Source organism: Lentzea waywayandensis (assembly GCF_900115955.1).
Classification (GTDB): domain Bacteria; phylum Actinomycetota; class Actinomycetes; order Mycobacteriales; family Pseudonocardiaceae; genus Lentzea; species Lentzea waywayandensis.
Genome location: NZ_FOYL01000002.1, coordinates 1,079,437 through 1,102,830, shown reverse-complemented (window position 1 = coordinate 1,102,830; position 23,394 = coordinate 1,079,437). Strand labels below are relative to the sequence as shown.

The following is a 23,394-nucleotide window of genomic DNA, read 5'->3' as shown; positions in this document are numbered from 1 at the left end:
CGGTTTTCCTTTCTACAGCGAGACGGAGCGACGTCGGCTCAGGACGGCGACGCGCAGGATCACGACGGTGGCGAGCGCGGTGATCAGGGCGATGTCGAGGAGCATGTAGCGCCAGCCGGTGATGTCGACCATCGCGCCGACCACCCCAGGTCCGATGAACCCACCCGCTGCCCAGCTCACCGTGTACAGGCCCGTGTACACGCCGATCACGCGGGCGGACGGCGCCAGGTTCCACAGCACGACGGCGGCGTTGATCAGGAACCCGGACGCTCCGGCGGCCGCGACGCAGAACGCGACGACGGTGGCGGTGGGAGTCGGCACGAGGCTGCCGAACGCGAGCGAGAGGCCGAAGACGACCATCCCGATCGTCATGGTCCGGATGCGCCCGATGCATTCGGCGAGCAACGCGGCGGGGTAGGCGGCGAGGAGGAACGCGACGCCGCTCGGGAAAGTGAGCGAGCCCGCCTCACCTCGGGACAGGTCAAGGGTTTCCATGCCGTACGGGGTGAACAACGATCGGGAGGAGAACCAGGCGGACGCGAACAGCAGGACCGCGGTGACGACGAGCAGCCGGCTGCGGTCGGGGTCGTGCAGGATGTCCTTGGCCAGGTCGCGCAGTCGCACGGACGTCTCGTCGTGGGCGTCTTCGGTGAGCGCGAGCTGATAGGCCCTCGACGTGTTGTCGCGCACCCGTGACACGAGAACCGCCGTGCACACCAGCATGATCAGTGCTGGGACGGTGAACGCGAGCTTCGGGTGGTCGTCCACCATGAACGCGCTGACGAGCGCGGACACGATGACCGTCGTGCCGGAGGCGATCTTCACCACCGCGTTCGCCCTGCCCCGGCGTTCCGGCTCGATGAAGTCCGGCAGCAACGCCTGGGCGATCGGCTTGAAGCTGTTGCCCACCAACGAGTAGACGAAGATGACCGCGATCAGCGCCGGTAACGCCGTCGCCAGCGGGATGAGGGTGAACAGCACCGCGGCGAGCGGCATGCCCACCGCGAGATAGGGAATCCGGCGGCCCCACCGCGTGCGGGTGTTGTCCGAGCGGTTCGCGATCCAGGGCTGGACGAAGATGCCGAGCAGGTTGTCCATGCCCATGAGCAGGCCGACGATCGCGGTGCTGGCGATGTGCTCGCGCAACAGTGGCGGTACCTGGGCGTCGTAGAAGTCCCAGGTCGTCTCCTGCGCGAACACGGCGAGCGCGACGAAGAACGTGATGCGCCTGGTGAGCCGCCGGTCGACCGGCGCGACGAGTGACGACATCGGGAAGCCTCCGTTGGCTCGGGAACGTCGCGGGGACCCCAAGCTAGGATGCTATAGCAAAATTAGCAAGCAATAGCTTATGTGCTTGCCGTAGTATCGGCGCTCGTGATGGCCGACAAGGATCCTCAGTCCGACACGCTGGCCGGCCGGGCGTACCGCTCGGTCCAGGAGGCCATCGCCGCAGGTGAACTGGCCCCCGGCGAGAAGATCACCGAACGCGGCCTCGCCGAACGGCTGTCGATGAGCCCCACGCCGGTCCGGGAGGCCATCCGCCGGCTGGAACAGGACGGCCTGATCAACAGGATCGGCCCGCGCACGGTCGTCGTCGCGGACATCGGCGCCTCCGCCGTCGAGGACCTCGCCGAGGTCGAGATCGCGCTGCGCGGCCTCATCGCCCGGTTCGCCGCCCGCCACGCGACCACCGCCCAGCTCGACGAGCTCGACGCCGTTCTCGACGAGGCGGACGACCTGCTGATCGTCATCAAGCAGCGCGACGCCGAGGGGCGCCCGGTCGAGAAACACCTGAACGTCCTGCTGGACACCATGCAACGCTTCAACGACGCGGTCGCCGCGTGCGCGGGCAACGCCGTTCTGACCCGGCTGCTGGAGCAGACCAGGGTGTTCACGCGGGCGGAGCGCCGGACCCGGATGCTGGACCGGGTGCTCGCGAACCACCAGTTCGGCCTCGACCGCTACACCAGCCACCGCGCACTCGTCCGCGCCCTGCGTGCCGGTGACTCGGCCGCCGCCGAGCAGATCACGATCGACGACGTCCGCGGCGGGCTGGACGACCTGCGGCGCGAGCCCGGCCGGGTGCCGTCAGCGAACTGAGAGCAGCGCGTCGAGCAGCGCCTCGGGCGACTCGACCTGCGGCAGGTGCCCGGTGTTGGGCAGCAGGGTGAACGTCGACCGCGGGATCGCGGCAGCGAACGCCTTGCCGTACTCCGGGGAGACGATGCCGTCGCTCTCGCCCCACATCACGTGGACGGGCACCGGGGTCTGGCCGAGCCGCTCGGCGAGCGTCGGATCGGCCATCGCCGGCCCGGTGTAGCCGATCAGGGCCTGCACGTCCGGGCCAGGTCCGGTGGTCGCGGGCTGCGGCGCCTTGCTCGGGTCGTGCCACGAGAGCTTCCGCAGTTCGGCCGGCGAGAGGCCGCGGACATCGGTGACGGGGTGGCCGTCGACCTCGACGCCGATCCCGTTGGCGATCACCGCGCTGCTCACGCGCGGGCTGCCGAGCAGCGCGATCTCGGCGGCGACCCAGCCGCCGAAGGAGTTGCCGACCACGGTGACGCCGGTGAGGTCGAGGCGGTCGAGTAGCTCGACGTACGTCCGGGCCAGGTCGGCGACGCCGACGAGGTCCGCCGGTTTCGGGGTGCCGCCGAAACCGGGGTGCGTGGGCAGCAGCACCCGTGCGTGAGCGCGTTCGGCGAGCAGGCCGGCGAAACCGGCCATCGTCGGCACGCCACCGCCGCCGTGCAGCAGCAGGAACGTCCGGGTGCGGTCGAGGTCGAGCACGGTCAGTTCGGAGGTCATATAAGGAACCTTAGATAAGGATCCTTATATAAGCAACCTGTCCTCAGTCGGGTAGGCTGCCCGCATGCCTCACCGTCCCGCCGACGTCGGCCTGGCCGTCAAGCGCCTGCAACACCGCCACCACCGAACGATGAGCCAGGCGCTGGCGCCGCTCGGCCTTTCGCTGGTGCAGTGGGACACGCTGCGGCACCTGGCCCGCAACCCGGACGCCTCGCTGCACGACCTCGCAGTCCTGACGTTCCAGACCGACCAGTCCTTCGGGTCACTGGCCACGCGGATGGCCGACCGCGGTCTGATCGAACGGGTGCCGGGACCGGGGCGTCCCGTGCGGCATCGGCTCACCGAGGAGGGGGAGAGGCTGTTCAAGGCCGGTCAGGACCTCGCGGACGGCGTTCTGGACACCTCGTTCCGGAACCTCTCGGCGGCTCAGCTCGACCAGTTGGGTGACCTGCTCGCCCTCGCGCTCGGAGCCGACCCGACCGCGTGACCTGTCACCACCCGCGCAGCCGGCTCCACGTGGTCTGGGAGTTGCCGCTCGCGACGTGGTAGCGGTCGTGCTGGGCGGCGGTGGCGCAGGCGTGGTTGGGCAGGATCCGCAGGCGCGTTCCGATGGGCAGGTCGGGCACCGGCTTGCCGTCCCTGGTGCTCAGGACGCCGTGTTCCTGGCTCGCCCCGGTCATGAGCAGATCAGGAATCAGGTCGCCGTGCTCGTCGGCGACGAGTCCGTAACTCTGGTCGACGGCCTGCACCTGCGTGCCGCGGTCCCGTGAGGTGGCCATCCAGCCGCCGTCGGTGAGCACCCAGTTCTTGTCGTGCCGGTGACCGATCACCGTGACGACCACGGAGAGCGCGAGGTCGTCGACGCCGCAGACGCCGATGCCCGCCATGACGAGGTCGAAGAAGACGTAGTTGCCGGCTCGGACCTCGGTGACGCCCGCCAGGTCGGTCGCCGCGTGCGCGGTGGGGGTGGAGCCGACGCTGACGATCGGGCAGTGCAGCCCGTTGGCGCGCAAGGTCTCCGCGGCGGCGACGGCGACGTCCCGCTCGTTCTGCGCGGCCTGCCGCAACGCCTCTGGTGTGTAGGCGAAGTAGGACTCGCCCGCGTGGGTGAGCACCCCGGCCAGGTGGGGGCCGAGTGACCGTCCGATGTGGACGAGAGCGGGATCGGCGGGTGCGACGCCACCTCGGTGCCCGTCGCAGTCGATCTCGATCAACGCCGGGACACGGAGGTTCTCCTCGGCCGCGAACCGGGTCAGTGCCTCGGCCTGCGCGAGGCTGTCGAGCAGGACGGTGAGGGTCACGCCTCGACGCAGCAGGGCGGCGACGCGGGGCAGCTTGTGCGGGTCGATGCCGACCGCGTAGAGGATGTCCCGGTAGCCCGCGTCGGCGAAGTGCTCGGCCTCGGCGAGGGTGGACACCGTGATCGGCCCGTCCGCGTGGACCCGCCGCGCGACCTCGACGGACTTGGACGTCTTGACGTGCAGGCGCAACGGCACGCCGAGCCCGCTCAGGTGGTCGCGGAGCCGAGCCGCGTTGCGGTCGAGCCGGTCGATGTCGATCAGGGCGAACGGGGTGTCCACAGTGGTCATTCGGAGTCTCCGTGGGAAGCGGCGCGGCGACGCAGCAGGGCGGCGGCGAGAGTGAGGTCCTGCAAGGCGAATCCGGAGCTGTCGAACACCGTCACGTCCTCCGGTGAGGTCCGCCCGTCGGCGTCGCCGGCGAGCACGGCCCCGAGCGCGACGGGCAGGGAGCGGGCGTGCTGGAACTCGCCGATGGCCTGGGACTGCTCGGGAATGTCGCAGAACAGCGAGGCACGGTCGTACAGCGCGACCGGCAACTCCTGCTTGCCGGGACCGTCGGCACCCATGGCGGAGATGTGCGTGCCCGCCGTGACCCAGTTCGCGTCGAACAGGGCCTCGCGGGCGGTCGTGGCCGTGACGAGCACGTCCGCCGCCGCGACCCCGGTCCTGGCGTCGACGGGTTCGGCGGGCAGCCCTGTCGCCGCGGTCACCTGAGCGGCGAACGCCCGCGCCGCGTCAGCGCGTCTGCCGACGACGAGGACCCGGTCGATCGGCCGCACCCGGCTGACGGCACGGACCTCGTGCAGGGCCTGGTGCCCGGTGCCGATCACGGTCAGCGTGCGGGAGTCCTTGCGGGCCAGCGCATCCACGGCGAGCGCGTCGGCGGCCGCCGTGCGGTAGGCGTTGGCGGCCGCGGCCTCGACGACGGCGCGCAGCCTGCCGGTGGCGGGATCGAGCAGCACGATCGTGGAGCTGTGCCGGGGCAGATCGACGTTGCCGGGCCAGAAGCTGCCGATCTTCACGCCGACGAGGTCGCCTGCAGCGCCGGACTTGAGGGTGAACCTGTTGTGCGGCAGGGACTGCCCGATCACGACGGGGAACGTCGATCCCGTCGCGGTGGCCAGGAACGCCTCCCGCGCGGCGGCGAACGCGAGGTCGTCGTCGACCAGGGCGGCCGACTCGGACTCGCTGAGGAAGGCAGGGCTGCCGGTCACGGGGTGTCCTTCTTCAGCTCGGCGAGGTCGTTGTACAGACCGGTGCGGGAGATGCCCAGCCGCTGGGCGATACGTCCTGGCGCGCCACGCAACGCGAACACGCCGGCCTCGTTCAGCGACCGGACGAGCACGAGCCGCTCGTCGCGTCCCAGCGCTGCCACCGGCACGGCGTGCGCGCGTTCGGCGCGTTCGATCAGGGACTCGACGACCTGGTCCAGATCGCCGGAGAAGTTCGTGGACGCGGCCGGCTCCTCCAGCGCGGACAGGCCGAGCAGGTCGGAGAGCACGCCGGTGGCGCGGTTGATGGCCGAGACGTCGATGTTGACGCACAACGCGCCGATCAACGTCCCGTCCACGTCCCGCAACGGCAGCGTCGTGCACTTGAGCACCCGCCCGTCCTGCGCGCGGGTGAGGTAGCCGACCTCGTTGCGGGCGTCGTCCCCGGCGGCGAGGACGCGCAGGCCGATCTCGCTCATCGCGTCGCCGACCTCCCGGCCCGTGACGGACCCCGCGACCGCGACGACGGACCGTTCCTGGTCCCGGTAGTCGTGCAGCACCACCTCGCAGCTTCGCCCGAAGGTCGCCGCGATGCCCTCGATGACGGGGGACAACGCGGCGAACACGGCGTCGGCGGTGTTGCCTGCGGATTCAGGGAGTTCTCGCACGGGATCTCCAGGGCTGAACGAAGTGTCAGATGCTGGACAAAGTGTCACACGAGCGAGCCCCCGGCGTCCAGCGAGGGTCAGATCTGGTTCTCGCCGCCGTCGACGTACACGTTGGCGCCGAGCATGAAGCTGCTGTCCGAGGAGGCGAGGAAGGCCACCGCGGCCGCGACCTCGTCCACGTGGCCCATCCGCCCGATGGCGATCCGGGCGGCCTCGTTCGCCTTGAACGCCGCCGCGTTCTCCTCGCCCACGAGCTCCGTGATCCCGTTGGTGTCGGTCGGCCCCGGCGAGATGGCGTTCACCCGGACGCCGCGGTCCTTGAGCTCGTTCGCCCAGGCGCGCGTGAACGTCCGCAACGCCGCCTTCGACGCGGCGTACACGCCGAATCCCGCGGTGCCCCGATCGGCGGCGGTGGACGCGTTGATGATCACCGAGGCGCCCTTGTTGAGCAGCGGAAGTGCTTTCTGCACCGTGAAGATGGTGCCCTTCACGTTCACGCCGAAGGTCTGGTCGAAGTCCTGCTCGGTGATCGTCTCGATGGTCGCGAACGAGGCTGTGGCCGAGTTGGCGAACAGCACGTCCAGCCCCTGCCCGCGCGCGGCGACCGTCTCGTAGAGCCGGTCCAGGTCGTCCGGGTTCGTGATGTCGCCCGGCACCGCCGTCACGTTCCGGCCGATGACCTCCACGGCCTCGTCCAGTTCGGTCTTGCGGCGGCCGGTGATGAACACGTGCGCGCCCTCTTCGACCAGCCGTGCGGCGGTGGCCCTGCCGATGCCTCGCGTGCCGCCACCGGTGATGACCGCGGTCTTGCCTTCCAGCCTGCGCATTCCCTGACCTCCACGCTTTTGTGCACCGATCGGTGCACAACGCGACCGTAGCACTTCTGCACCGATCGGTGCGGAAGGGTAGGATGTGGCGGTGGAGAAGGCGCAGATCGGTCGGCCGCGAGAGTTCGACGCCGAGGAGGCCCTCCAGAAGGCGATGGTGGTCTTCTGGGAGCAGGGCTACGAGGGCGCCAGCCTCGCCGACCTGACCGAGCGCATGGGCATCTCCCGCAAGAGCATGTACGCGGCCTTCGGCAACAAAGAGGAGCTCTTCCGCAAGGCGTTGCAGCGCTACACGGACGGCACGGCCTCCTACGCCGCCAAAGCGCTGGCGGCGGCCACCGCGCGCGAGGTCGCGGAGGCGTTCCTGGCCGGCTCGGTCCGCGCCAACACCCAGCCCGGCTGCCCCGCCGGCTGCCTCGGGGTGCAGGGCGCGCTGGCCGTCGGCGAGACGGGCCGGATCGCGCGCGACATCCTGGCCGACTGGCGTGCGTGGGGCCAGGGGCTCCTGCGCGACCGGTTCCAGCGGGCCGTGCAGGAGGGCGACCTGCCCGCCGGTGCCGATCCGGACCTGATCTCCCGCTACGTCATGACGATCGCGAACGGCATGGCCGTGCAGGCCGCGGGTGGTGCGGCGCGCGAGGATCTCCAGCGGGTGGCTGACGCCGCCCTGCGGAGCTGGCCGCCGGCCTGATCGCGAGTCGGTTCGCGATGAGGCGCCGCATTGCGGAACCGGCCGCCGGCCTGACCGCGAGTCGGTTCGCGATCAGGCGCCGTATTGCGGAGCTGGCCGCTGGCCTGACCACGAGTCGGTTCGCGACCAGGCCGACGCCGCCCTGCGGAGCTGGCCGCGGCCTGATCGCGACTCGGTTCGCGATCAGGCGCCGTATTGCGGAGCTGGCCGCCGGCCTGACCGCGACTCAGTTCGCGACCAGCCGCCAGCGGTTGTCTGCGCTGCCGTTGTCGGAGTCCTGCACGACCTGCGCTCCCGCGCTGCCGGAGCCGTTGAGGACGCCGAGCAGCTTGCCGCTGTGGGCGTTGCGGATCTTGTAGGTGCCGTCGCCCTGAGCGATCAGCGTCCACCTGTGGTCGGCCGTGCCGTTGTCGGACCACTGCAGGACGCGGGCGTTGTCGGCGGTGGACATGTTCTCCACGCCCAGCACCTTCCCGCTGTGGACGTTGAGGAACCGGACGTCGGACCCGTCGGTGATCAGCTGCCAGTCGTGGTCGGCGGTTCCGCTGTCGTGCCACTGCACGGCCAAGCCGCCGTCCACAGTGGACATGTTCTGGACGCCCAGCACCATGCCGGTGCCGGCGTTGAGCAGCCGGTGGCTCGTGCCGCCGGTGCGCCAGTAGACGGTGTAGTTGAAGCCCTGCGCGTCGTGGAACGGCCCCAGGTCGACCCGCGTGCCGTTCGCCGTCGCGGTGAACGCCAGCGACGACGCGCTGGTCCGGGTCACGGAGCCGACGTCCAGCGCGGGCAACGCGGACAGGCCGGTGTTGCCGTAGTTGCCCGCCAGCACGGCGGGGCCGTAGGTCAGCGCGACTACGCCGGCGTTGTCGTTGGAGGCCTGGGCGATCACGCGCATCGGCAACCGCAGCGTCACCACGTCGCCGGACGTCCACGTCCGGGTCAGGGACGCGTAGGTGCCGGGCGTGGTGGTCACGTTCTGCGCGACGCCGTTGACGCTGATCGTCGCGCCCGTGGTCCAGGAAGGGATGCGGAGCCGCATCGTCCACGACCCGCCCGCGTTGCCGGTGACGGTCAGCGTCGTGGTGTCGCTCGCCGGGTAGCTCGTGCTCTGGGTGACTGTGATGGCGCGGGCCGACCACGTCAGCACCGACGGCGTGTAGAGGTTCACCGTGAGCGTGGTGCCGTTGAAGAAGTAGACGGAGTCGGCGAGCTTGGTGTTGGTCTCCAGCGCGGTGCCCTGGCAGCACCAGAACGTGCCGTAGTCCGTGCTCCAGTTGCCGCCGCCCCACGCGGGTCCGGTGTTGCCGCGCCGGTGGCCGGGGTTGAGGCCGGTGAAGTAGCAGATGTGGCCGTGGGGGTCGGCCGGGTTCTGCTGGCCGATCAGGTGGTTGAGCAGGGCGCGCTCGTAGTAGTCGAAGTAGGCGGCCCTGCCGGGATCGGTCAGCCACAGCTCACGGGTCAGCTTGAGCATGTTGAAGGTGTTGCACGCCTCGCACGCGTCGGTGCTCAGGTACGCGGCGATGGCGTTGGGCGCGCGGAAGTGCTCTGCCTGGCTGTTGCCGCCGATCACGTAGGTGTGCGCGCCGACGGTGATCGTCCACGCGTTGAGGGCGATGTCGCGGTAGCGGGTGGTCCCGGTCGCCTTGTACTCGCGGGCGGCGCCGATCCACTTCGGCACCTGGGTGTTGGCGTGCAGGCCGTTCAGCCGGTCCTGGTTGGCGGCGAGGGGGGCGAACACCGCGGCGTGGTCGAACCGCTGGGCCGTCGTCAGCCAGCGCGCGTCGCCCGTCTGCTGGTAGAGGTCGGCGAGCACCGCGTTCATGCCGCCGAACTCCGTGCCCAGGACGTTCTGCATCGTGCTGTAGGACAGCCGGGCCGTGCGCCAGTCGACCCAGCCGGCGAACCGCAGCAGCACGTCCCGCGCCTGCGCGTTGCCGATGTAGCGCCATGCGTCCAGCAGTCCGGCAAGGGTTTTGTGGAGGGAGTAGTACGACACGGACTTGGGCGAACCGGCCTCCATCGCATCGAAGTCCGACTCCGGGAAGCCCGACAGATAACCGGGGTTGAACCCCGCCGCCGAGTTGTTCGCCTGACACTTGGCCAGCTCGGCCACCATGTGGTTCGCCCTGTCGCGGCACGTCGTGTCGCCCAGGACCGCCCACGCCTGCGCCCACGCCGTGAGGAAGTGTCCCTGGCTGTGAGTGCGGAACGGGAAGTCCGGGGCTTCCCATCCACCTAGCGCGGCGGCGCCGTTCGTGGACAGCCGGTGGTTGGCGCGGAAGTTGTAGAGCAGCCGGTCGACGTCGACGAACCGCAGGTAGGACAGCGTGCGGTTCTGGTTGTCCAGCCATCGGCCTTGCGTGAGGCGGACCTCGGACAGGTCGAACGGGTAGGCGGACACACCTGCGTCGGGGCGCGCAGGCGGCACCGAGGCCGCCTGTGCGGAACCCGCCATCAGTGACGGCGCCGTGGTCGCGATGGCGGCCACCCCCGCGGCTTGGAAGAGCCTGCGTCGACTCAACGATGAGGACATGAGGATGCTCCAGTCGCTCGGCGAAACTCCAGTCGCGGCGCGCAACGGAATGTAGCCAGGACATCACCGAACGGTCAACGATTGATGTTAACGCTAACTTGTGGTGAAGTAGCGATCTGGAGCAGCTCTCGATGATCGACCGGTCTTGCGCTGTTAGCGCTCACACTGCTGAGGATGACCTCGGCGGATTCGGCGGCTGGACTTCTTCGGTTTCTCGCCGACGGCGCGCTGGCTGATGTCGGCGACGCGTCGGCTGATCTCGCCGGCGCGCTGCCTGATGCCGGCGACGCGCCGGCTGATCTCGGCGACGCGCGGCCCGACCTGGGTGACGCGCAGCCTGGCCTCGTCGACGAGCGTCGAGACCAGGCCCTTCCCGGCGGGAGCAGGGCCCGCAGCCCCGTGACGCGTCGTCCGACGGCCGCCAGCGCGTCCTAAGTGGACGCTGGCGCGGTCGTGCCTCGCGGCAGGTAGCGGGCGGTCGGCGACCAGCGCGGCGTGACCGGGCCGCCGTCGATCCGTTCGAGCACCGACTCCGCCACCGACACGCCGAACTGGTGGACGTCGACGCTCATCGTCGTGAGGGCGGGGGAGGCGAGCCGGCACAGCGTCGAGTCGTCCCACGCCACCAGACTGAGCCGCTCCGGCACCGCGACACCGAGTTCGGCGGCCGCGGCGAGTCCGGCGACTGCCATCACGTCGTTGTCGTAGAGGATCGCGGTGGGCGGTTCCGGTCCACTCAGGAGCGACGAGGTGAGCTTGGCACCCGCCTCCTCCGAGTAGTCGCCCTCGACGATCACCGGAACGACACCCGCCTGCGCGCATCCGGCCAGCAGCGCGTCGGTGCGGGCCCGCGTGTGCTGCAACGCCGAGGGGCCGGTGACCCTGGCGATCCGCCGGTGCCCCAGCGTGAGCAGGTGCCCGAGCGCTTCGGCGACCGGACCGGCGTGATCGGTGCGGACCGAGGGCAGCACCGGGTCGTCGCCGACGACGACCGCGGGCAGCGCGATCTCGGCGAGCACGGCGGGGCGGGGATCGTCCGCCACCGGGTTCACCACCACGACGGCGTCGGCCAGGCCGCGGCTCGCCCAGCGGCGGTAGGCGGCGATCTCGGCGTCGTGGTCCGCGACGACGTGCAGCAGGACGGACAGGTCGCGTTCGGCGAGCCGTTCCTCGATCCCCGCGATGAACTCCATGAAGAACGGCTCGACGCCGAGCAGGCGCGCGGGCCGCGCGAGCACCAGCCCGATCGCGCCGGTCGGTTCAGCGGGCATCGGGCACCGCGCAGAGGTCGTTGGCACAGCGCAGGACCAGCGGGTCGGTGAAGGCCGCGGGATCGACGAAAGCATCCGTGCGGATGTGGAACACGCGCACCTCTCCGGCCAGCATCGGCACGAGCGAGTCGTCGGCGACCGCGTCCGGGGCGACCCGGTCGGCCAGGACCGCGACGTCCTGCGCGAACGAGCCGGCGCGCACCTCGACCTCGTACCCGCCGCGCACGGCTTTCGCCTGGGCGGAAAGAGGATGCGGGTCGTACGCCAGCTCGACGTCCTCCCGGAACGGCAGGACCGCGCGGGCTTCGGCGGTGGTCGCCACCATCACCTCCGCGTCGTCGTGCACCGGTCGCAGCAGCGCCTCCTCCAGGTCCAGGGCGAGGACCGAGCGGGGCGGCACCGTCCGGCGCAGTCTAGCCAGGTGCAGCGTGACACCCCGGAACGTCTGGCGTTCCAGGGTGAGGTGCGCGTCCCACGGCTCGTCGTGGTCGTTGACGGCGATGAGCACGAGCCGGTCGCCGCGCGGCTGGAAGGTGAGGAGCCGGGGCGCGTACGCGTGGCGCAGCCCGTACCACAGCGGCTTCACCCGCTCCTCGCTGTCGATCGCCGCCCAGGACGTGACGGGCCAGCAGTCGTTGAGCTGCCAGACGATCGCACCGGCCGTGCGTGGCCACCACGAGCGGAAGTGCTCGATGCCGAAGCTCACCGCCCGCGCCTGGTTGAGCTGCGTCGCCCAGTGCCAGTCCTCGAACCGGGCAGGGACGGGCAGGTGCGCCGCCAGTCCGCGCGCGAGCTTTCCGTTGCCGTCCTCGGCTTTCTGGTGTGCGAGGAAGCTCGGTGAGTCCGGGGACAGCGGCTGGTCGTGGATCCACCGGGTCAGCGTGGACCACGCCGGCGGGCCCTGGAACCCGAACTCCGAGCAGAACCTCGGCACGTGGTCGCGGTAGCGCGGGTAGCCGGCCTGGTTCCAGACGTTCCAGTCGTGGCGCGTGCCGTGGTTCTCGTCGTTCGGATGCACGCCGTCGACCGGGCTGTACGGGCTGCTGGGGCAGTAGAACCGGGTCGGGTCGAGCTCGGCCACGATCCGCGGCAGCAGGTCGTCGTAGTAGCCCAGGCCCCACGTCCGGCCGTCCAGCTGCTCGGGCCAGCCCCAGTCGGCGAACCCCCACAGGTTCTCGTTGCCGCCGTTCCAGAGCGCCAGCGAGGCGTGCGACATCAGGCGAGTGACGTTCTCGCGGGCCTCGGCCTCCAGTTCGCCGCGCACCGGTTCCTCCTCCGGGTACGCGGCGCACGCGAGCGGGAAGTCCTGCCACACCAGGACTCCGCGTTCGTCGCAGACGTCGTAGAAGTCGTCGGACTCGTAGATCCCGCCGCCCCACACCCGCAGCAGGTTGACGTGTGCGGCCACGGCCTGGTCCACCCGCCGCGCCAGCCGGTCGCGGGTGATCCGGGTGAGGAAGTGGTCGTCGGGAATCCAGTTGGCGCCCTTGACGAAGACGGGCTTGTCGTTGACGACGATCGTGAACGGCGTGCCGTGCTCGTCCGGAGTCGTGTCGACGGTGATCGTGCGGAACCCGATCCGCCTGGCTGTGCTGTCGAGCTGCTCGGACCCGCCGCGCAGCACGACGTCCAGGTTGTAGAGCGGTTGCCGGCCGTACCCGGCGGGCCACCAGAGTTCGGCGTCGGGCACGTCCACGCGGGCGACCACGGTCTTCTGCCCGGCCGGGATGACGACGATGCGCTTGTGCGCGCCCACGGTGATCAGCAGCGTCAGGGTCTCGGCGGCGTCCGGCGCCCACTCGACGTCGACGTGCAGCTCGACCTGGCCGGTCCCGTCCGGGGCGACCGTCACGATCGGACGGACGCGGGCCAGGCGCGCGGTGTGCCAGCGCTCCAGCCGCACCGGCCGCCAGATCCCCGCGGTCTGCAGGTCCGGTCCCCAGTCCCAGCCGAAGCTGCAGGCCATCTTGCGGATCATGTTGAACGGGTGCGCGTTGACGTGCTCACGCCGGCCCAGCGCGGCCTCGACCTTCTCCGCGTGGGTGAGCGCGGAGGAGAACGACACGGTGAGGTCGTTGGCGCCGTCCACGAGGAACGGCCGGACGTCGAAGCGGTGGCTCCGGTGCATGTTCGCGGTGTGGCCGAGCAGGTGACCGTTGAGCTCGACGGTAGCGATGGTGTCCAGCCCGTCGAAGACGAGGTCGGCCCGCTGCCCGGACGTGACGGCGGCGGCGAGGAACTGGGTGCCGTACCGCCAGTCCGCGCGGTGCGTCCAGGCCAGCTCCTCCTCGGCGCGGTCGAGGAACGGATCGGTGATCAGCCCGGACGCGAGCAGGTCGAGGTGGGTGCTGCCGGGCACGGTCGCGGGCACCGTCCTGCCGCGGACGTTGTCCGGCACCTCGTTCGTCGCCGCGGTCAGCTGCCAGCCGTCGTGCAGGTACTGCCGGATCAAGACGGACCTCCCTGGAGGAAGCGGGTTTCGGGGTCGGGAGCGGCGGCGGCCAGCTGCCGGGTGTACGGGTGCTGGGGACGCAGGAGCACGTCGTCGCCCGGCCCGCGTTCGACGATGCGGCCCCGGTGCATCACCAGGACCTCGTCGGAGAAGTGCTGGGCGGTGGCAAGGTCGTGCGTGATGTAGAGGACCGCGAGGTCCTCCTCGCGTTGCAGGCGATCGAGCAGCTTGAGCACGCCGAGCCGGATCGAGACGTCCAGCATGGACACCGGCTCGTCCGCGACGATCACCGTGGCACCCGGTGCGAGTGCTCGAGCGATGGCGACGCGCTGGCGTTGCCCGCCGGACAGTTCGTGCGGACGGCGGCGCGCGAAGTCCGGTGTGAGGCTCACCCGCTCCAGCAGGTGTGGCACCTCCGCCCGAGTGCGGCCGTGCAGCAGCAACGGCCGGGCGAGGTGGTGTTCGACGGTGTGGAACGGGTTGAGCGACGCGAACGGGTCCTGGAAGATCATCTGCACGTGGTCCCGGTAGCGCCGCGACGGCACCGGTTCGCCGTCCGGACCGGTCAGCGTGATCTCGCCGGAGGTGGGCCGGACCAGGCGGGCGATCATCCTCGCGATCGTCGACTTGCCCGACCCGGACTCGCCGACCAGCGCGACGGTCCGCCCGGCGGTGAGCGTGAACGAGACACCGCCGACCGCGCGGTGCCGGTGGAACGTCTTGGTGAGGTCGCGGACTTCGAGCGTGGTCATCGGATCAGGGCTCCTCGCTCGCCGGTCAGGCTCGGGAACGACCCCAGCAGCTGCCGGGTATACGGGTGCTGTGGCCGCAGGTAGATCTCCTCGGCCGGGGCGTACTCGACCACCTCGCCGTCGCGCATCACCGCGATCCGGTCGCTCAGTTCCAGCAGCAACGGCAGGTCGTGCGTGATGAACACGACCGCGAACCGCAACTCGTCGCGCAAGCGCTTGATCTCGTTGAGAATCTCGCGCTGCACCAGCACGTCGAGCGCGGTGGTGGGTTCGTCCATGATCATGACCTGCGGTTCGAGCAGCAGTGCCATGGCGATCATGACGCGCTGCCGCATGCCGCCGGACAGCTCGTGCGGGTACGAGCCGAGCCTGGCCGGGTCGACGCCGACGAGCCGCAGCACCTCCACGCACCGGGCTTCCCGGTCCGAAGTGGACATCGACGGACGATGTGTGCGCAGGACGTCCTGCAACTGCGCGCGGATCGGCGTGACCGGGTTCAGGGAGTTCATGGCGCCCTGGAAGACCATGGACAGCCTGACCCAGCGGAACGCGCGGAGCTCTTCCGGGCCCAGCGCCAGCACGTCGACACCGTCGAAGACGACGGAGCCGGACGTGACCTCCGCCGGTGGCCGGTGCAGGCGGTTGATCGCGTAGGCGAGCGTGGTCTTGCCGCACCCGGACTCGCCGGCCAGGCCGAGGATCTCGCCCCGTCGCAACGTCAGCGACACGTCCTTGACCGCGTGCACGGGTGCGGCGCCCTGGTAGACGACGTTGAGGTTCGTGACCGTCAGGACGGCGTCTTCGTCGGCCACCGCAGGTGTGGTGGCCACGACGTCACGCCTGCGCCGGGGCCGTTCACGCAACGCGGGGTTGATGATCTCGTCGATGCTGAAGTTGATGAGCGACAACGCGCCGCCGAACAGCGCGATGATCAACCCCGGCGGGACGAACCACCACCACGCGTCCCGTTGCAGCGCGAACCCGTTCTGCGCGTAGTAGAGCATCGTGCCGAGCGTCGAGGAGTCGGCCGCGCCGAGCCCGAGGAACGACAGGCCCGCCTCGCTCAGGATCGCCAGCACGACGGCGAACACGAACTGGGAGGCCAGGATCGGCAACAGGTTCGGCAGGATCTCCACGCAGATCACCCGCCAGGTCTTCTCGCCGGAGACCCGTGCCGCGGCCACGTAGTCGCGGTTGCGCAACGACAACGTTTGCGCGCGCAGCACCCGCGCCGCCGCGGCCCACCCGGTGATCGCGAGCACGAGCGAGATCGTCCACGTGCCGCGCTGGTCGGCGGGCACGAACCCGGCGATGACGATGACCAACGGCAGACCCGGGATCACCAGCATCACGTTGGAGAACAACGAGAACGCCTCGTCCACGACGCCACCCGCGTACGCGCCGACGATGCCGAAGATCCCGGACAGGACGGTCGCCATGACTCCGACGAGCACGCCGATCCACAGCGAGCCGCGAGTGGCGTGCGTGAGCTGGGCGAGGACGTCCTGGCCGATGATCGTGGTGCCGAGCAGGTGGTCACCGCCGGGTGAGGTGAGCCCGATGTCCCTGATGGTGGCCGGATCGCCGGTGAGCAGTGGGCCGAGCAGTCCGAAGAGGACGATCAGCCCGGCCAGGCCGAGCCCGGCGCCGAGTTTCCCTGACCAGGTCATGACACCGTGCTCCGATCCCTCGTGCGGGCGTCGATCAGCCCGTACAGCAGGTCGACGACCAGGTTCGCGCCGAGCACCGCGACCGTGATCACCAGGAAGATCCCCTGCATCAGCGCGTAGTCGTTGTTCTGCACGGCCTGAAGCAGCTTCGAGCCGATGCCGGGGTAGGAGAACACCTGCTCGGTGACGATCGACCCGGACACCACGAACCCGAGCGAGATCGCGAACCCGGCGACGGAGGGCAGCACGGCGTTGCGCGCCGCGTACCGGATCATCACCCGGCTGCCGGTGAGGCCCTTGGCCCGCGCGGTCAGCACGTAGTCCTCCGACATGGCCGAGACCATCATGTTGCGCATGCCGAGCAGCCAGCCGCCGACCGACGAGACGACGATCGTCAGCGCGGGCAGGATGCCGTGGTAGAGCGCCGACCCGAGGAACTCCGGACTCCAGCCGGGATCCAGGACCACGTCGTAGCCGCCGTTCAGCGGGAACCAGCCGAGCCCTGACGACAGCAGCGCGACCAGGATCAGCGCCAGCCAGAAGTACGGCACCGCGGCCAGCATGGTGGTCGCGGGCACCAGCGAGTCGAGCCAGGTGCCGCGCTTCCAGCCGACGAGCGCGCCGAGCCCGATGCCCAGCGCGAACGAGATCAGCGTCGCGAGCCCGACCAGCACCACGGTCCACGGCAGCGAGGCGCCGATCACGTCGGAGACCTTCGCCGGGAACGCGCTGACCGACACCCCGAGGTCACCGCGCAGCAGGCTGCCCAGGTACGCCAGGTACTCCTGCGCGAACGACTCGCGCCCGCCGGTGCCGAGCAGCGTCTCGTAGGCCTGGCGGGCGGCGGGGTCGACGGACCCGCCGCGCTGCTGGAGCTTGGCCATCAGGATGTCCACCGGGTTGCCCGGCAACAGCCGCGGGATGACGAAGTTCAACGTCACCGCCGCCCACAGCGCCGCCAGGTAGAAGGCGACCTTGCGCAGGTGGTAGCCCATCGTCAGGACCCGGCGGGCTTGAGCTTCGCGTACACCTGCGAGGCGTCCGGCCGCTTCCACACGGCGGGGAACGCGTACAGGTCGTCCTTGGTGGGCCAGCCGGTGAAGGCCTTGTCGTTGTACTCGTTCGGGATGCCGCCGGTCAGCACCGGGATGTACGGCATGGACTTCTCGAGCTCGACCTGGATGGTGTCGTAGTACTGCTGCCGTGCGGGGTTGCCCCGGTCGGTCTTCTTGAGCTCGGCCAGCGCGGCGTCCACGACCGGGCTGCTGAACCGGGCGAAGTTCGGGTTGGCCGCCTCACCGACCGGCGCGGTCGTCGCCGTCGAGAAGAAGTAGCTGTAGGTGTAGTACGGGTCCGGCGCCGGGCCCTGCTCCACCGAGTCGATCAGCAGCTCGAACTGGCCGCGGCCGCGGGCGTCCGCCCACTCGTTCCACGACAGCTGTTGCGGCGTGATCTTGATGCCGATCTGGAGCAACTGCTGGCTCAGGGTCTCCAGCGCGGTGATGTAGTCGGTCCAGCCGGCGACCACCTTCACGGTCAGCGCCAGCGGCTTGCCGTCTTTGGCGTAGATGCCGTCCGGGCCCTTGGCGTAGCCGGCGGACGTGAGCAGCTCGGCGGCCTTGGCGACGTCGGCGTTCATCGGTGCCATGCGGTCGGTGAGCTTGCTCGACAGCAGCGCGGTGTCGCGCGGCTGGAGCGTGAAGCCGGGGGACATCTCGCTGCCGGTGTTCTGGAACGCCAGCGAGTTGATCTGCGTGCGGTTCATCCCGTGGTAGATCGCCTGGCGCACGGCCGGATCGGTCTGCGCGCCCTGGCAGCCGAGCTGCGCGTTGGAGCAGGTGAACAGCGAGACCTGGTTGAGCGGCAGCGTGACGACCTTGTAGCCGGGGTAGTTCTTCTCGACGTCCTTGATGTCCGGGACCGGGCCGGTCTGCCAGTCGATCGACCCGGCCTTGAGCGCGTCCACGCCGGCCTGGTTGCCCGACAGCGACAGGTATCGGACCTGCTTCACCGCGGGCTCGCCGCCCCAGTACTTCGGGTTCGCCTTGAGGGTGAAGGACTGCGCCTTGAAATCGCCGAGCTGGAACGGGCCGGTGCCGACCGGGTTCGGGTTCACCTCGGTGGCGGGCGTGGCGTAGTTCTTCCAGATGTGCTCCGGCATGATCCACAACTGGCCCAGCACCTGCGGTCCGTCCATGTAGGACGGTTCGGGGAACTTGACGACCACGTGGGTGTCGTCGACCGCCGTCGTCGTGCCCTTGAAGCCCGTCTTGTTGACAGCGGGGGTCTTCGCGACCATGTCGAGCGTGAACTTCACGTCCTCGGCGGTGAACTTCTCGCCGTCGGACCAGGAGACGTCGTTCCTGAGCGTGACCGACAGCTCGGTGCCGTCCGGGTTCCACCCGAACTCGGTGCCGAGCATGGGTTTCGGCGGCTGGTCCTTCGCGATGTTGAAGAAGAACAGCGGCTCGTAGATCGTGCCGGGGCCCTCGATCTGGGTGGGGGCGTACGGGTTGAAGTTCAGCTGGTAGTCGCCGGCCTGCCCGGTGTAGACGACGAGCGTGTCGCGGGACCGGCTCGTTCCGCCGGATCCGGAGCAGGCGGCGGTGGCCGCGACGACCACCGCGAGACCGAGTGAGCAGAGCCTCTTGTGCAGGAACATCGTTGATCCTCCCGTGGGCTGGGTGGTTCGCGGCGAGGATTCTTCAGTTACTAAACAAAGAAAGTCAACGACTCGGGATGCTTTACTGATCCCGAACTTGTCGATGTGCCAAGTTCGTCGTTCGACGGAGGAGTGCGGTGAGCGGACCGGCGCGGGTGACCCACGCGAGCACCAGGGCGGCGGTGCTGGACCTGGTCAGGGCGGCGGGAATGATCAGCCGGGTCGGCCTGGTCAACGCCACCGGCCTGACCGGCGGAACGATCTCCACGGTCGTGCGCGGCCTGATCGACGAGGGCCTGGTCGCCGAGACCGGGCACGCCGAGTCGACCGGCGGCAAACGCCGAGTCATGTTGCAGCTCAACCACTTCGCGCGTTACGCCGTCGGCGTCCACCTCGACGACGCGCGGATCACCTACGTGCTGACCAACCTCGGCGGGGCGGTCGTCGCCAGGATCTCGCGCGCCGGTGCCGGTACCGACGATCAGGCGGCAGTGGTCGCCAGGGTGGCCCGCGAGGCCGACGCGCTGATCGACAGCGTGGGCGTCGAACGCGATCGAATCCTGGGGCTGGGACTCGTCGCGGCTCGCCCGGCGGAGCACCACGAGTTCGGCCGTGCGCTGGAACGCGCGACAGGCCTGCCCGTCGTGCTCGACCACGACGCGACCGCGGCGGCGATCGGCGAGCACTGGTCCGGCGGTGTCGGCGCGACGTCGACGTTCGCCGCGCTGTTCATGGGCACCGGCATCGGTGCGGGGGTCGTGCTCGGCGGCACGACCTACCGCGGTCCGAGCGGCCACACCGGCGAGATCGGCCACGCCTGCCTCGACATCGACGGCCCGCGCTGCTGGTGCGGCGCGAGGGGGTGTCTGGAGGTGCTGGCCGGTCCCGCCGCCGTCGTCGAGCAGGCGCGGGCCGACCGGGCGCTCACCCGTGCGGCGGGTCTGGTCGGCGGCCGGACCCGCGCGGCCACGCCGGTCGCGGCGGACTTCGCGGCGATCAGCAGGGCGGCGCGGCAGGGCAACACCCGTGCGGTGGCGTTGCTGGAACGGTCCGCCCGGTACGTCGCGGCGGCGGCGCGCACGCTCGCGAACCTGCTGGACCTGGAGGTGCTGGTGCTCACCGGTCCGAGCTTCGCGATCGCGGGCTCGGTCTACCTGCCCGTGTTGCGCGCCGAGCTCGACAGCGCGTTCATCGCCCGCGACGCCCACCCGATCTCCGTGCGGTTGTCGCCGTCGGCGGCCTCGGCGCCCGCGATCGGCGCCGCGGCGATCGTGCTCCAGTCGGAACTGGTGCCGCGGCGGCAGGGGCTGCGGCTGCCGGAGGACCTGGCGGCGGAGGAGCCACCGGTGTTCCAGGTACTGCGCTGAATGGCGTTTCTTTTGTCTCAAAAGGAGCTGACCCTTGTAACAAGGAGGTGTCCTTCCCAGACAATGCCGGGCATGACTAGGCAAGACAGTGGCGCAGGTCACAAACCCAGGCGATGGATCGCGGGCACGGCCGCCGTGATCATCGTGCTGGTCATCGGGACATCCGTGCTCGTCAGCGGAGTGTTGAGCGGCGAGGAGCCGGCTGCCACCGTCCTGACCACGGCGCCGGCCGCGCCTCCGCCGCCCGTCGAGGACTGGTACGACCTCACCGCCTACCAGACGGTCGAGTCCGGCGACGGGCACGAGACCGTGGCGTCGATCAGCATCGGGGTGGGCAAGGAGCCGTTCTCCCGCGGCATCCGGGGTTCGGCCGTCTCGTCGGCGACTCAGCCGGCCAACTTCCGCACCTGGTCCACCGCGGGCAGGTGCACCCGGCTGTCGGTGTGGATCGGCAAGGACGCGGCCTCGCCCCAGGCGGAAGGGGTCGGCCAGTTCGTGATCAGGGCCGACGAGGCGGACGCGGTCACCCGGCAGGCGGGCATCGCCGACGCTCCCCAGCACGTCGAGATCGACATCTCGGACGTCGAGCGGCTGACGTTGCTGGACGTGCGCGCCGGCCGCGACGCCGCCAACGCCTGGGGGACCCCTCGGGTGTTCTGCGCCGCGCCGCCCGGCAAGGCCGTCTGACCGCCTCGTTCGGGAGGCTCTGGCGGTGCGGTGGGCAATCGCGTGAAGGTGGTGCGCGAGTCGTCGCGCCGGTGAGGCTTTGCGTTGAGGAGCAATAGCTTCAGCACGCGCGGGTGAGCGCTGTTAACTGCCGTCATGGTTTCGAGAACCTTCAGCAAGATCGCCGGCCGGATCGCGGCCGCCGCCGTGGTCGCGCTCTCGGCTGTCGTCGTCAACGCGCCCTCGGCCGGTGCCGCCGCGCAGGAGTGGATCTACTCGGGGCAGGACTACGGGTACGCCGGGGCGACGTTCGACTGGACCGGGCGGAGTTCGGTGGGCAACATCGATCTGCTCGTGTCGGACTGGGGCTGTGACGCCAAGCCGGTCTACGCCTACTTCCTGTTCTACAACGGGTCGCTGCACCCGGACACGACGCCGACGCGTCGTTACGACTACTCCGGTTGTGACAAGGAGGACTACTCCTCCTACAACAACCTGACGTGGTCGATCAGCGGCGACTCGATCACCTACATGGGCGTCGTCGTCTGTCGTGACGCGTCGAACGGCCCGTGCAAGGTGGGCGGGCTCTCCGGGCGCAACCCCTACGCGTAAAGCCCGCTCCACAAAGGACTCCCGCTGAACGGGTCGTCGAACGACGAAATGTCGTTCGACGACCCGTTCGACGCAGTTCGACACCTTGCTTGACGCTCGTGATGCATCGATGCAGACTCCGGAAAGCGTTTTCCAGACGACGGGGTCAGGAGCTCATGAGCGCTCTCGACGAACTGCGCGGGCTGCGCCGCGGCGGTGCGCAGGTGCGCAAACGGGACAACCGGGCCGCGTTCTGGTTCCTGGCGCCCTGGTTCGCCGGGCTGCTCCTCGTCACGGTCGGACCGGTGCTCGCGTCGTTCGGGCTGGGGTTCACCAGGTACAACCTGATCCAGCCGCCCAGGCTCATCGGATTCGACAATTTCGCGCGCATCCTCAGCGACACGCGTCTGCACAACGCGTTGCGGGTCACGTTCACGTACGTGCTCGTGTCCGTGCCCCTGCAGTTGGCGTGCGCACTGGGTGTGGCACTGCTGCTCAACCGCGGGCTGCGGGGGCTCGCGTTCTACCGCTCGGCGTTCTACCTGCCGTCGCTGCTCGGGTCGAGCGTGGCGATCGCGGTGCTGTGGACGCAGGTCTTCGGCACCGAGGGCCTGGTGAACCGCGTGCTGGGCTTCTTCGGGGTCGAGGGCAAGGGGTGGATCTCCGACCCGGACACCGCGCTGTCGACGCTGATCGTGCTGAACGTGTGGACGTTCGGCTCGCCGATGATCATCTTCCTGGCCGGGCTGCGGCAGATCCCCGAGGTCTACTACGAGGCCGCCGCGATCGACGGGGCCGGCAGGTGGTCGCGGTTCTGGCGGATCACGCTGCCGCTGCTGTCGCCGATCCTGTTCTTCAACCTGGTGCTCCAGATCATCCACGCGTTCCAGTCGTTCACGCAGGCGTTCGTCGTCTCCGGCGGCACCGGCGGACCCTCCGACTCGACCATGTTCTACACGCTCTACCTGTACCAGCAGGGTTTCAGCCGGTTCGACATGGGTTACGCGTCGGCGCTGGCCTGGTTCCTGCTGCTGATCATCGCGGCGTTCACGGCGATCAACTTCTGGGCGGCGAAGTTCTGGGTGTTCTATGACGACTGAGCGGCTCTCCCGGCTGGCCAAGCACGCCGGCCTGGTCCTGATCGGGTTCGTGATGCTGTACCCGGTGCTGTGGATGGTCGTCAGCTCGTTGCGGCCGGGCGACGAGATCTTCCGCAGCCCCGGACTGATCCTCGACAGCCTCCAGACCGAGAACTACACGGAGGGCTGGAACGCGCTCACGCCGTCGTTCGGGACCTACCTGCTGAACTCGGCGATCCTGGTGCTGGGCTGCATCGTCGGCAACCTGGTGTCGTGCTCGATGGCGGCCTACGCGTTCGCCCGGCTCCAGTTCACCGGCAAGCGCTGGTGGTTCGGGATCATGCTCGGCACGATCATGCTGCCGATCCACGTGATCATCGTGCCGCAGTACGTGCTGTTCTCGAACATCGGCTGGGTCAACACGTTCCTGCCACTGATCGTGCCGAAGATCCTCGCCACCGACGCGTTCTTCGTGTTCCTGATGGTGCAGTTCATCCGCGGGCTGCCGCGTGAGCTGGACGAGGCGGCGCGCATCGACGGCTGCGGCCATCCGCGGATCTTCCTGCGGATCGTGCTGCCGCTGATGAAACCGGCGCTCGCGGCCACCACGATCTTCACGTTCATCTGGACGTGGAACGACTTCTTCAGCCAGCTGATCTACCTGACGGACCCGGAGATGTACACGGTTCCCGTCGCCCTGCGCTCGTTCGTCGACTCGACGGTCGCCACGTCGTGGGGCTCGCAGTTCGCGATGAGCGTCGTGTCGCTCCTTCCGATCTTCCTCGCGTTCCTGATCGGCCAGCGGTACCTCGTCCAGGGGATCGCCACGACCGGGGGCAAGTAGCCGA

General features: G+C 69.7%; 22 protein-coding genes. 9 read left to right on the top strand and 13 right to left on the bottom strand.

Annotated features, from left to right (window positions below; genetic code table 11):
• Window positions 1–12: 12 nt before the first annotated feature.
• Window positions 13–1,269: an MFS transporter gene (locus BM417_RS09680; RefSeq protein WP_093590199.1), complete on the bottom strand. Its 1,257-nt coding sequence runs from the start codon at window positions 1,267–1,269 to the stop codon at window positions 13–15.
• Window positions 1,270–1,377: 108 nt separating this feature from the next.
• On the opposite strand from BM417_RS09680, the gene BM417_RS09675 reads away from it, so the two are divergent.
• Entirely contained in the window at window positions 1,378–2,100 is a 723-nt protein-coding gene (locus BM417_RS09675) for a GntR family transcriptional regulator (RefSeq protein WP_093590196.1), read from the top strand.
• Here BM417_RS09675 and BM417_RS09670 read toward each other — a convergent pair.
• Window positions 2,089–2,805, bottom strand: a complete 717-nt coding sequence (locus tag BM417_RS09670) for an alpha/beta fold hydrolase (RefSeq protein ID WP_093590193.1) — start codon at window positions 2,803–2,805, stop codon at window positions 2,089–2,091. The two genes, BM417_RS09675 and BM417_RS09670, sit on opposite strands and share 12 nt — an antisense overlap.
• 64 nt (window positions 2,806–2,869) lie before the next feature.
• On the opposite strand from BM417_RS09670, the gene BM417_RS09665 reads away from it, so the two are divergent.
• On the top strand, window positions 2,870–3,292 hold the full coding sequence (locus BM417_RS09665) for a MarR family winged helix-turn-helix transcriptional regulator (RefSeq protein ID WP_093590190.1): 423 nt from the start codon (window positions 2,870–2,872) through the stop codon (window positions 3,290–3,292).
• Between the two features lie 4 nt (window positions 3,293–3,296).
• Here the strand turns inward: BM417_RS09665 and BM417_RS09660 are convergent, their stop codons facing one another.
• From BM417_RS09660 to BM417_RS09645, 4 genes are all read right to left on the bottom strand, one after another.
• Window positions 3,297–4,394, bottom strand: a complete 1,098-nt coding sequence (locus BM417_RS09660; protein WP_093590187.1) for a DSD1 family PLP-dependent enzyme — start codon at window positions 4,392–4,394, stop codon at window positions 3,297–3,299.
• Entirely contained in the window at window positions 4,391–5,320 is a 930-nt protein-coding gene (locus BM417_RS09655) for an ornithine cyclodeaminase family protein (protein WP_093590184.1), read from the bottom strand. Before BM417_RS09655 ends, BM417_RS09660 begins: the two co-directional genes overlap by 4 nt.
• Window positions 5,317–5,985 carry a helix-turn-helix transcriptional regulator gene (locus tag BM417_RS09650; protein ID WP_093590181.1) on the bottom strand — a complete coding sequence of 223 codons (669 nt, stop codon included), beginning with the start codon at window positions 5,983–5,985 and terminating at the stop codon, window positions 5,317–5,319. Before BM417_RS09650 ends, BM417_RS09655 begins: the two co-directional genes overlap by 4 nt.
• A 77-nt stretch (window positions 5,986–6,062) precedes the next feature.
• Entirely contained in the window at window positions 6,063–6,812 is a 750-nt protein-coding gene (locus tag BM417_RS09645) for an SDR family NAD(P)-dependent oxidoreductase (protein ID WP_093590178.1), read from the bottom strand.
• A gap of 91 nt (window positions 6,813–6,903) precedes the next feature.
• Here BM417_RS09645 and BM417_RS09640 point away from each other — a divergent pair, with 91 nt between their 5' ends.
• The gene (locus BM417_RS09640) at window positions 6,904–7,503 is read left to right on the top strand and encodes a TetR/AcrR family transcriptional regulator (protein ID WP_245821810.1); all 600 of its coding nucleotides are present in this window, start codon (window positions 6,904–6,906) and stop codon (window positions 7,501–7,503) included.
• Window positions 7,504–7,729: 226 nt separating this feature from the next.
• On the opposite strand, the gene BM417_RS09635 is transcribed toward BM417_RS09640, so the two are convergent.
• A complete protein-coding gene (locus BM417_RS09635) occupies window positions 7,730–10,036 on the bottom strand; it encodes a beta-L-arabinofuranosidase domain-containing protein (protein ID WP_093590175.1) in 2,307 nt (768 codons plus the stop codon).
• 174 nt (window positions 10,037–10,210) lie between these two features.
• Between BM417_RS09635 and BM417_RS09630 the strand changes: the two genes are divergently transcribed.
• Window positions 10,211–10,471 carry a hypothetical protein gene (locus BM417_RS09630; protein ID WP_093590172.1) on the top strand — a complete coding sequence of 87 codons (261 nt, stop codon included), beginning with the start codon at window positions 10,211–10,213 and terminating at the stop codon, window positions 10,469–10,471.
• On the opposite strand, the gene BM417_RS09625 is transcribed toward BM417_RS09630, so the two are convergent.
• Genes BM417_RS09625 through BM417_RS09600 form a run of 6 tightly spaced genes read right to left on the bottom strand, consistent with a single transcriptional unit; the run spans window position 10,468 to window position 18,843 of the window.
• Entirely contained in the window at window positions 10,468–11,307 is an 840-nt protein-coding gene (locus BM417_RS09625) for a LacI family DNA-binding transcriptional regulator (protein WP_093590169.1), read from the bottom strand. The genes BM417_RS09630 and BM417_RS09625 overlap by 4 nt on opposite strands.
• The gene (locus tag BM417_RS09620; RefSeq protein ID WP_093590166.1) at window positions 11,297–13,759 is read right to left on the bottom strand and encodes a glycoside hydrolase family 2 protein; all 2,463 of its coding nucleotides are present in this window, start codon (window positions 13,757–13,759) and stop codon (window positions 11,297–11,299) included. The genes BM417_RS09625 and BM417_RS09620 overlap by 11 nt, the downstream gene beginning before the upstream one ends.
• Window positions 13,756–14,511 (bottom strand): ABC transporter ATP-binding protein, encoded by a 756-nt coding sequence (locus tag BM417_RS09615; RefSeq protein WP_093590163.1) that lies wholly within the window; start codon window positions 14,509–14,511, stop codon window positions 13,756–13,758. Before BM417_RS09615 ends, BM417_RS09620 begins: the two co-directional genes overlap by 4 nt.
• Window positions 14,508–16,181, bottom strand: coding sequence for a dipeptide/oligopeptide/nickel ABC transporter permease/ATP-binding protein (locus BM417_RS09610; protein ID WP_093590160.1), 1,674 nt, complete (start codon window positions 16,179–16,181; stop codon window positions 14,508–14,510). The genes BM417_RS09615 and BM417_RS09610 overlap by 4 nt, the downstream gene beginning before the upstream one ends.
• Complete coding sequence (locus tag BM417_RS09605; protein WP_093590157.1) at window positions 16,178–17,176, bottom strand: ABC transporter permease; 999 nt, start codon at window positions 17,174–17,176, stop codon at window positions 16,178–16,180. The genes BM417_RS09610 and BM417_RS09605 overlap by 4 nt, the downstream gene beginning before the upstream one ends.
• 2 nt (window positions 17,177–17,178) lie before the next feature.
• Window positions 17,179–18,843, bottom strand: coding sequence for an ABC transporter substrate-binding protein (locus tag BM417_RS09600; protein WP_093590154.1), 1,665 nt, complete (start codon window positions 18,841–18,843; stop codon window positions 17,179–17,181).
• Window positions 18,844–18,980: 137 nt separating this feature from the next.
• Here BM417_RS09600 and BM417_RS09595 point away from each other — a divergent pair, with 137 nt between their 5' ends.
• The 5 genes from BM417_RS09595 (at window position 18,981) to BM417_RS09575 (ending at window position 23,390) form a co-directional block, all read left to right on the top strand.
• The gene (locus BM417_RS09595) at window positions 18,981–20,210 is read left to right on the top strand and encodes an ROK family protein (RefSeq protein ID WP_093590151.1); all 1,230 of its coding nucleotides are present in this window, start codon (window positions 18,981–18,983) and stop codon (window positions 20,208–20,210) included.
• Window positions 20,211–20,282: 72 nt separating this feature from the next.
• Window positions 20,283–20,897: an NPCBM/NEW2 domain-containing protein gene (locus BM417_RS09590; RefSeq protein ID WP_177320350.1), complete on the top strand. Its 615-nt coding sequence runs from the start codon at window positions 20,283–20,285 to the stop codon at window positions 20,895–20,897.
• Window positions 20,898–21,032: 135 nt separating this feature from the next.
• Window positions 21,033–21,488: a hypothetical protein gene (locus tag BM417_RS09585; protein WP_093590146.1), complete on the top strand. Its 456-nt coding sequence runs from the start codon at window positions 21,033–21,035 to the stop codon at window positions 21,486–21,488.
• A 155-nt stretch (window positions 21,489–21,643) separates the two neighbouring features.
• Complete coding sequence (locus tag BM417_RS09580; RefSeq protein WP_093590143.1) at window positions 21,644–22,567, top strand: carbohydrate ABC transporter permease; 924 nt, start codon at window positions 21,644–21,646, stop codon at window positions 22,565–22,567.
• Window positions 22,557–23,390 carry a carbohydrate ABC transporter permease gene (locus BM417_RS09575; protein WP_093590140.1) on the top strand — a complete coding sequence of 278 codons (834 nt, stop codon included), beginning with the start codon at window positions 22,557–22,559 and terminating at the stop codon, window positions 23,388–23,390. The genes BM417_RS09580 and BM417_RS09575 overlap by 11 nt, the downstream gene beginning before the upstream one ends.
• The last annotated feature ends 4 nt before the right edge of the window (window positions 23,391–23,394 follow it).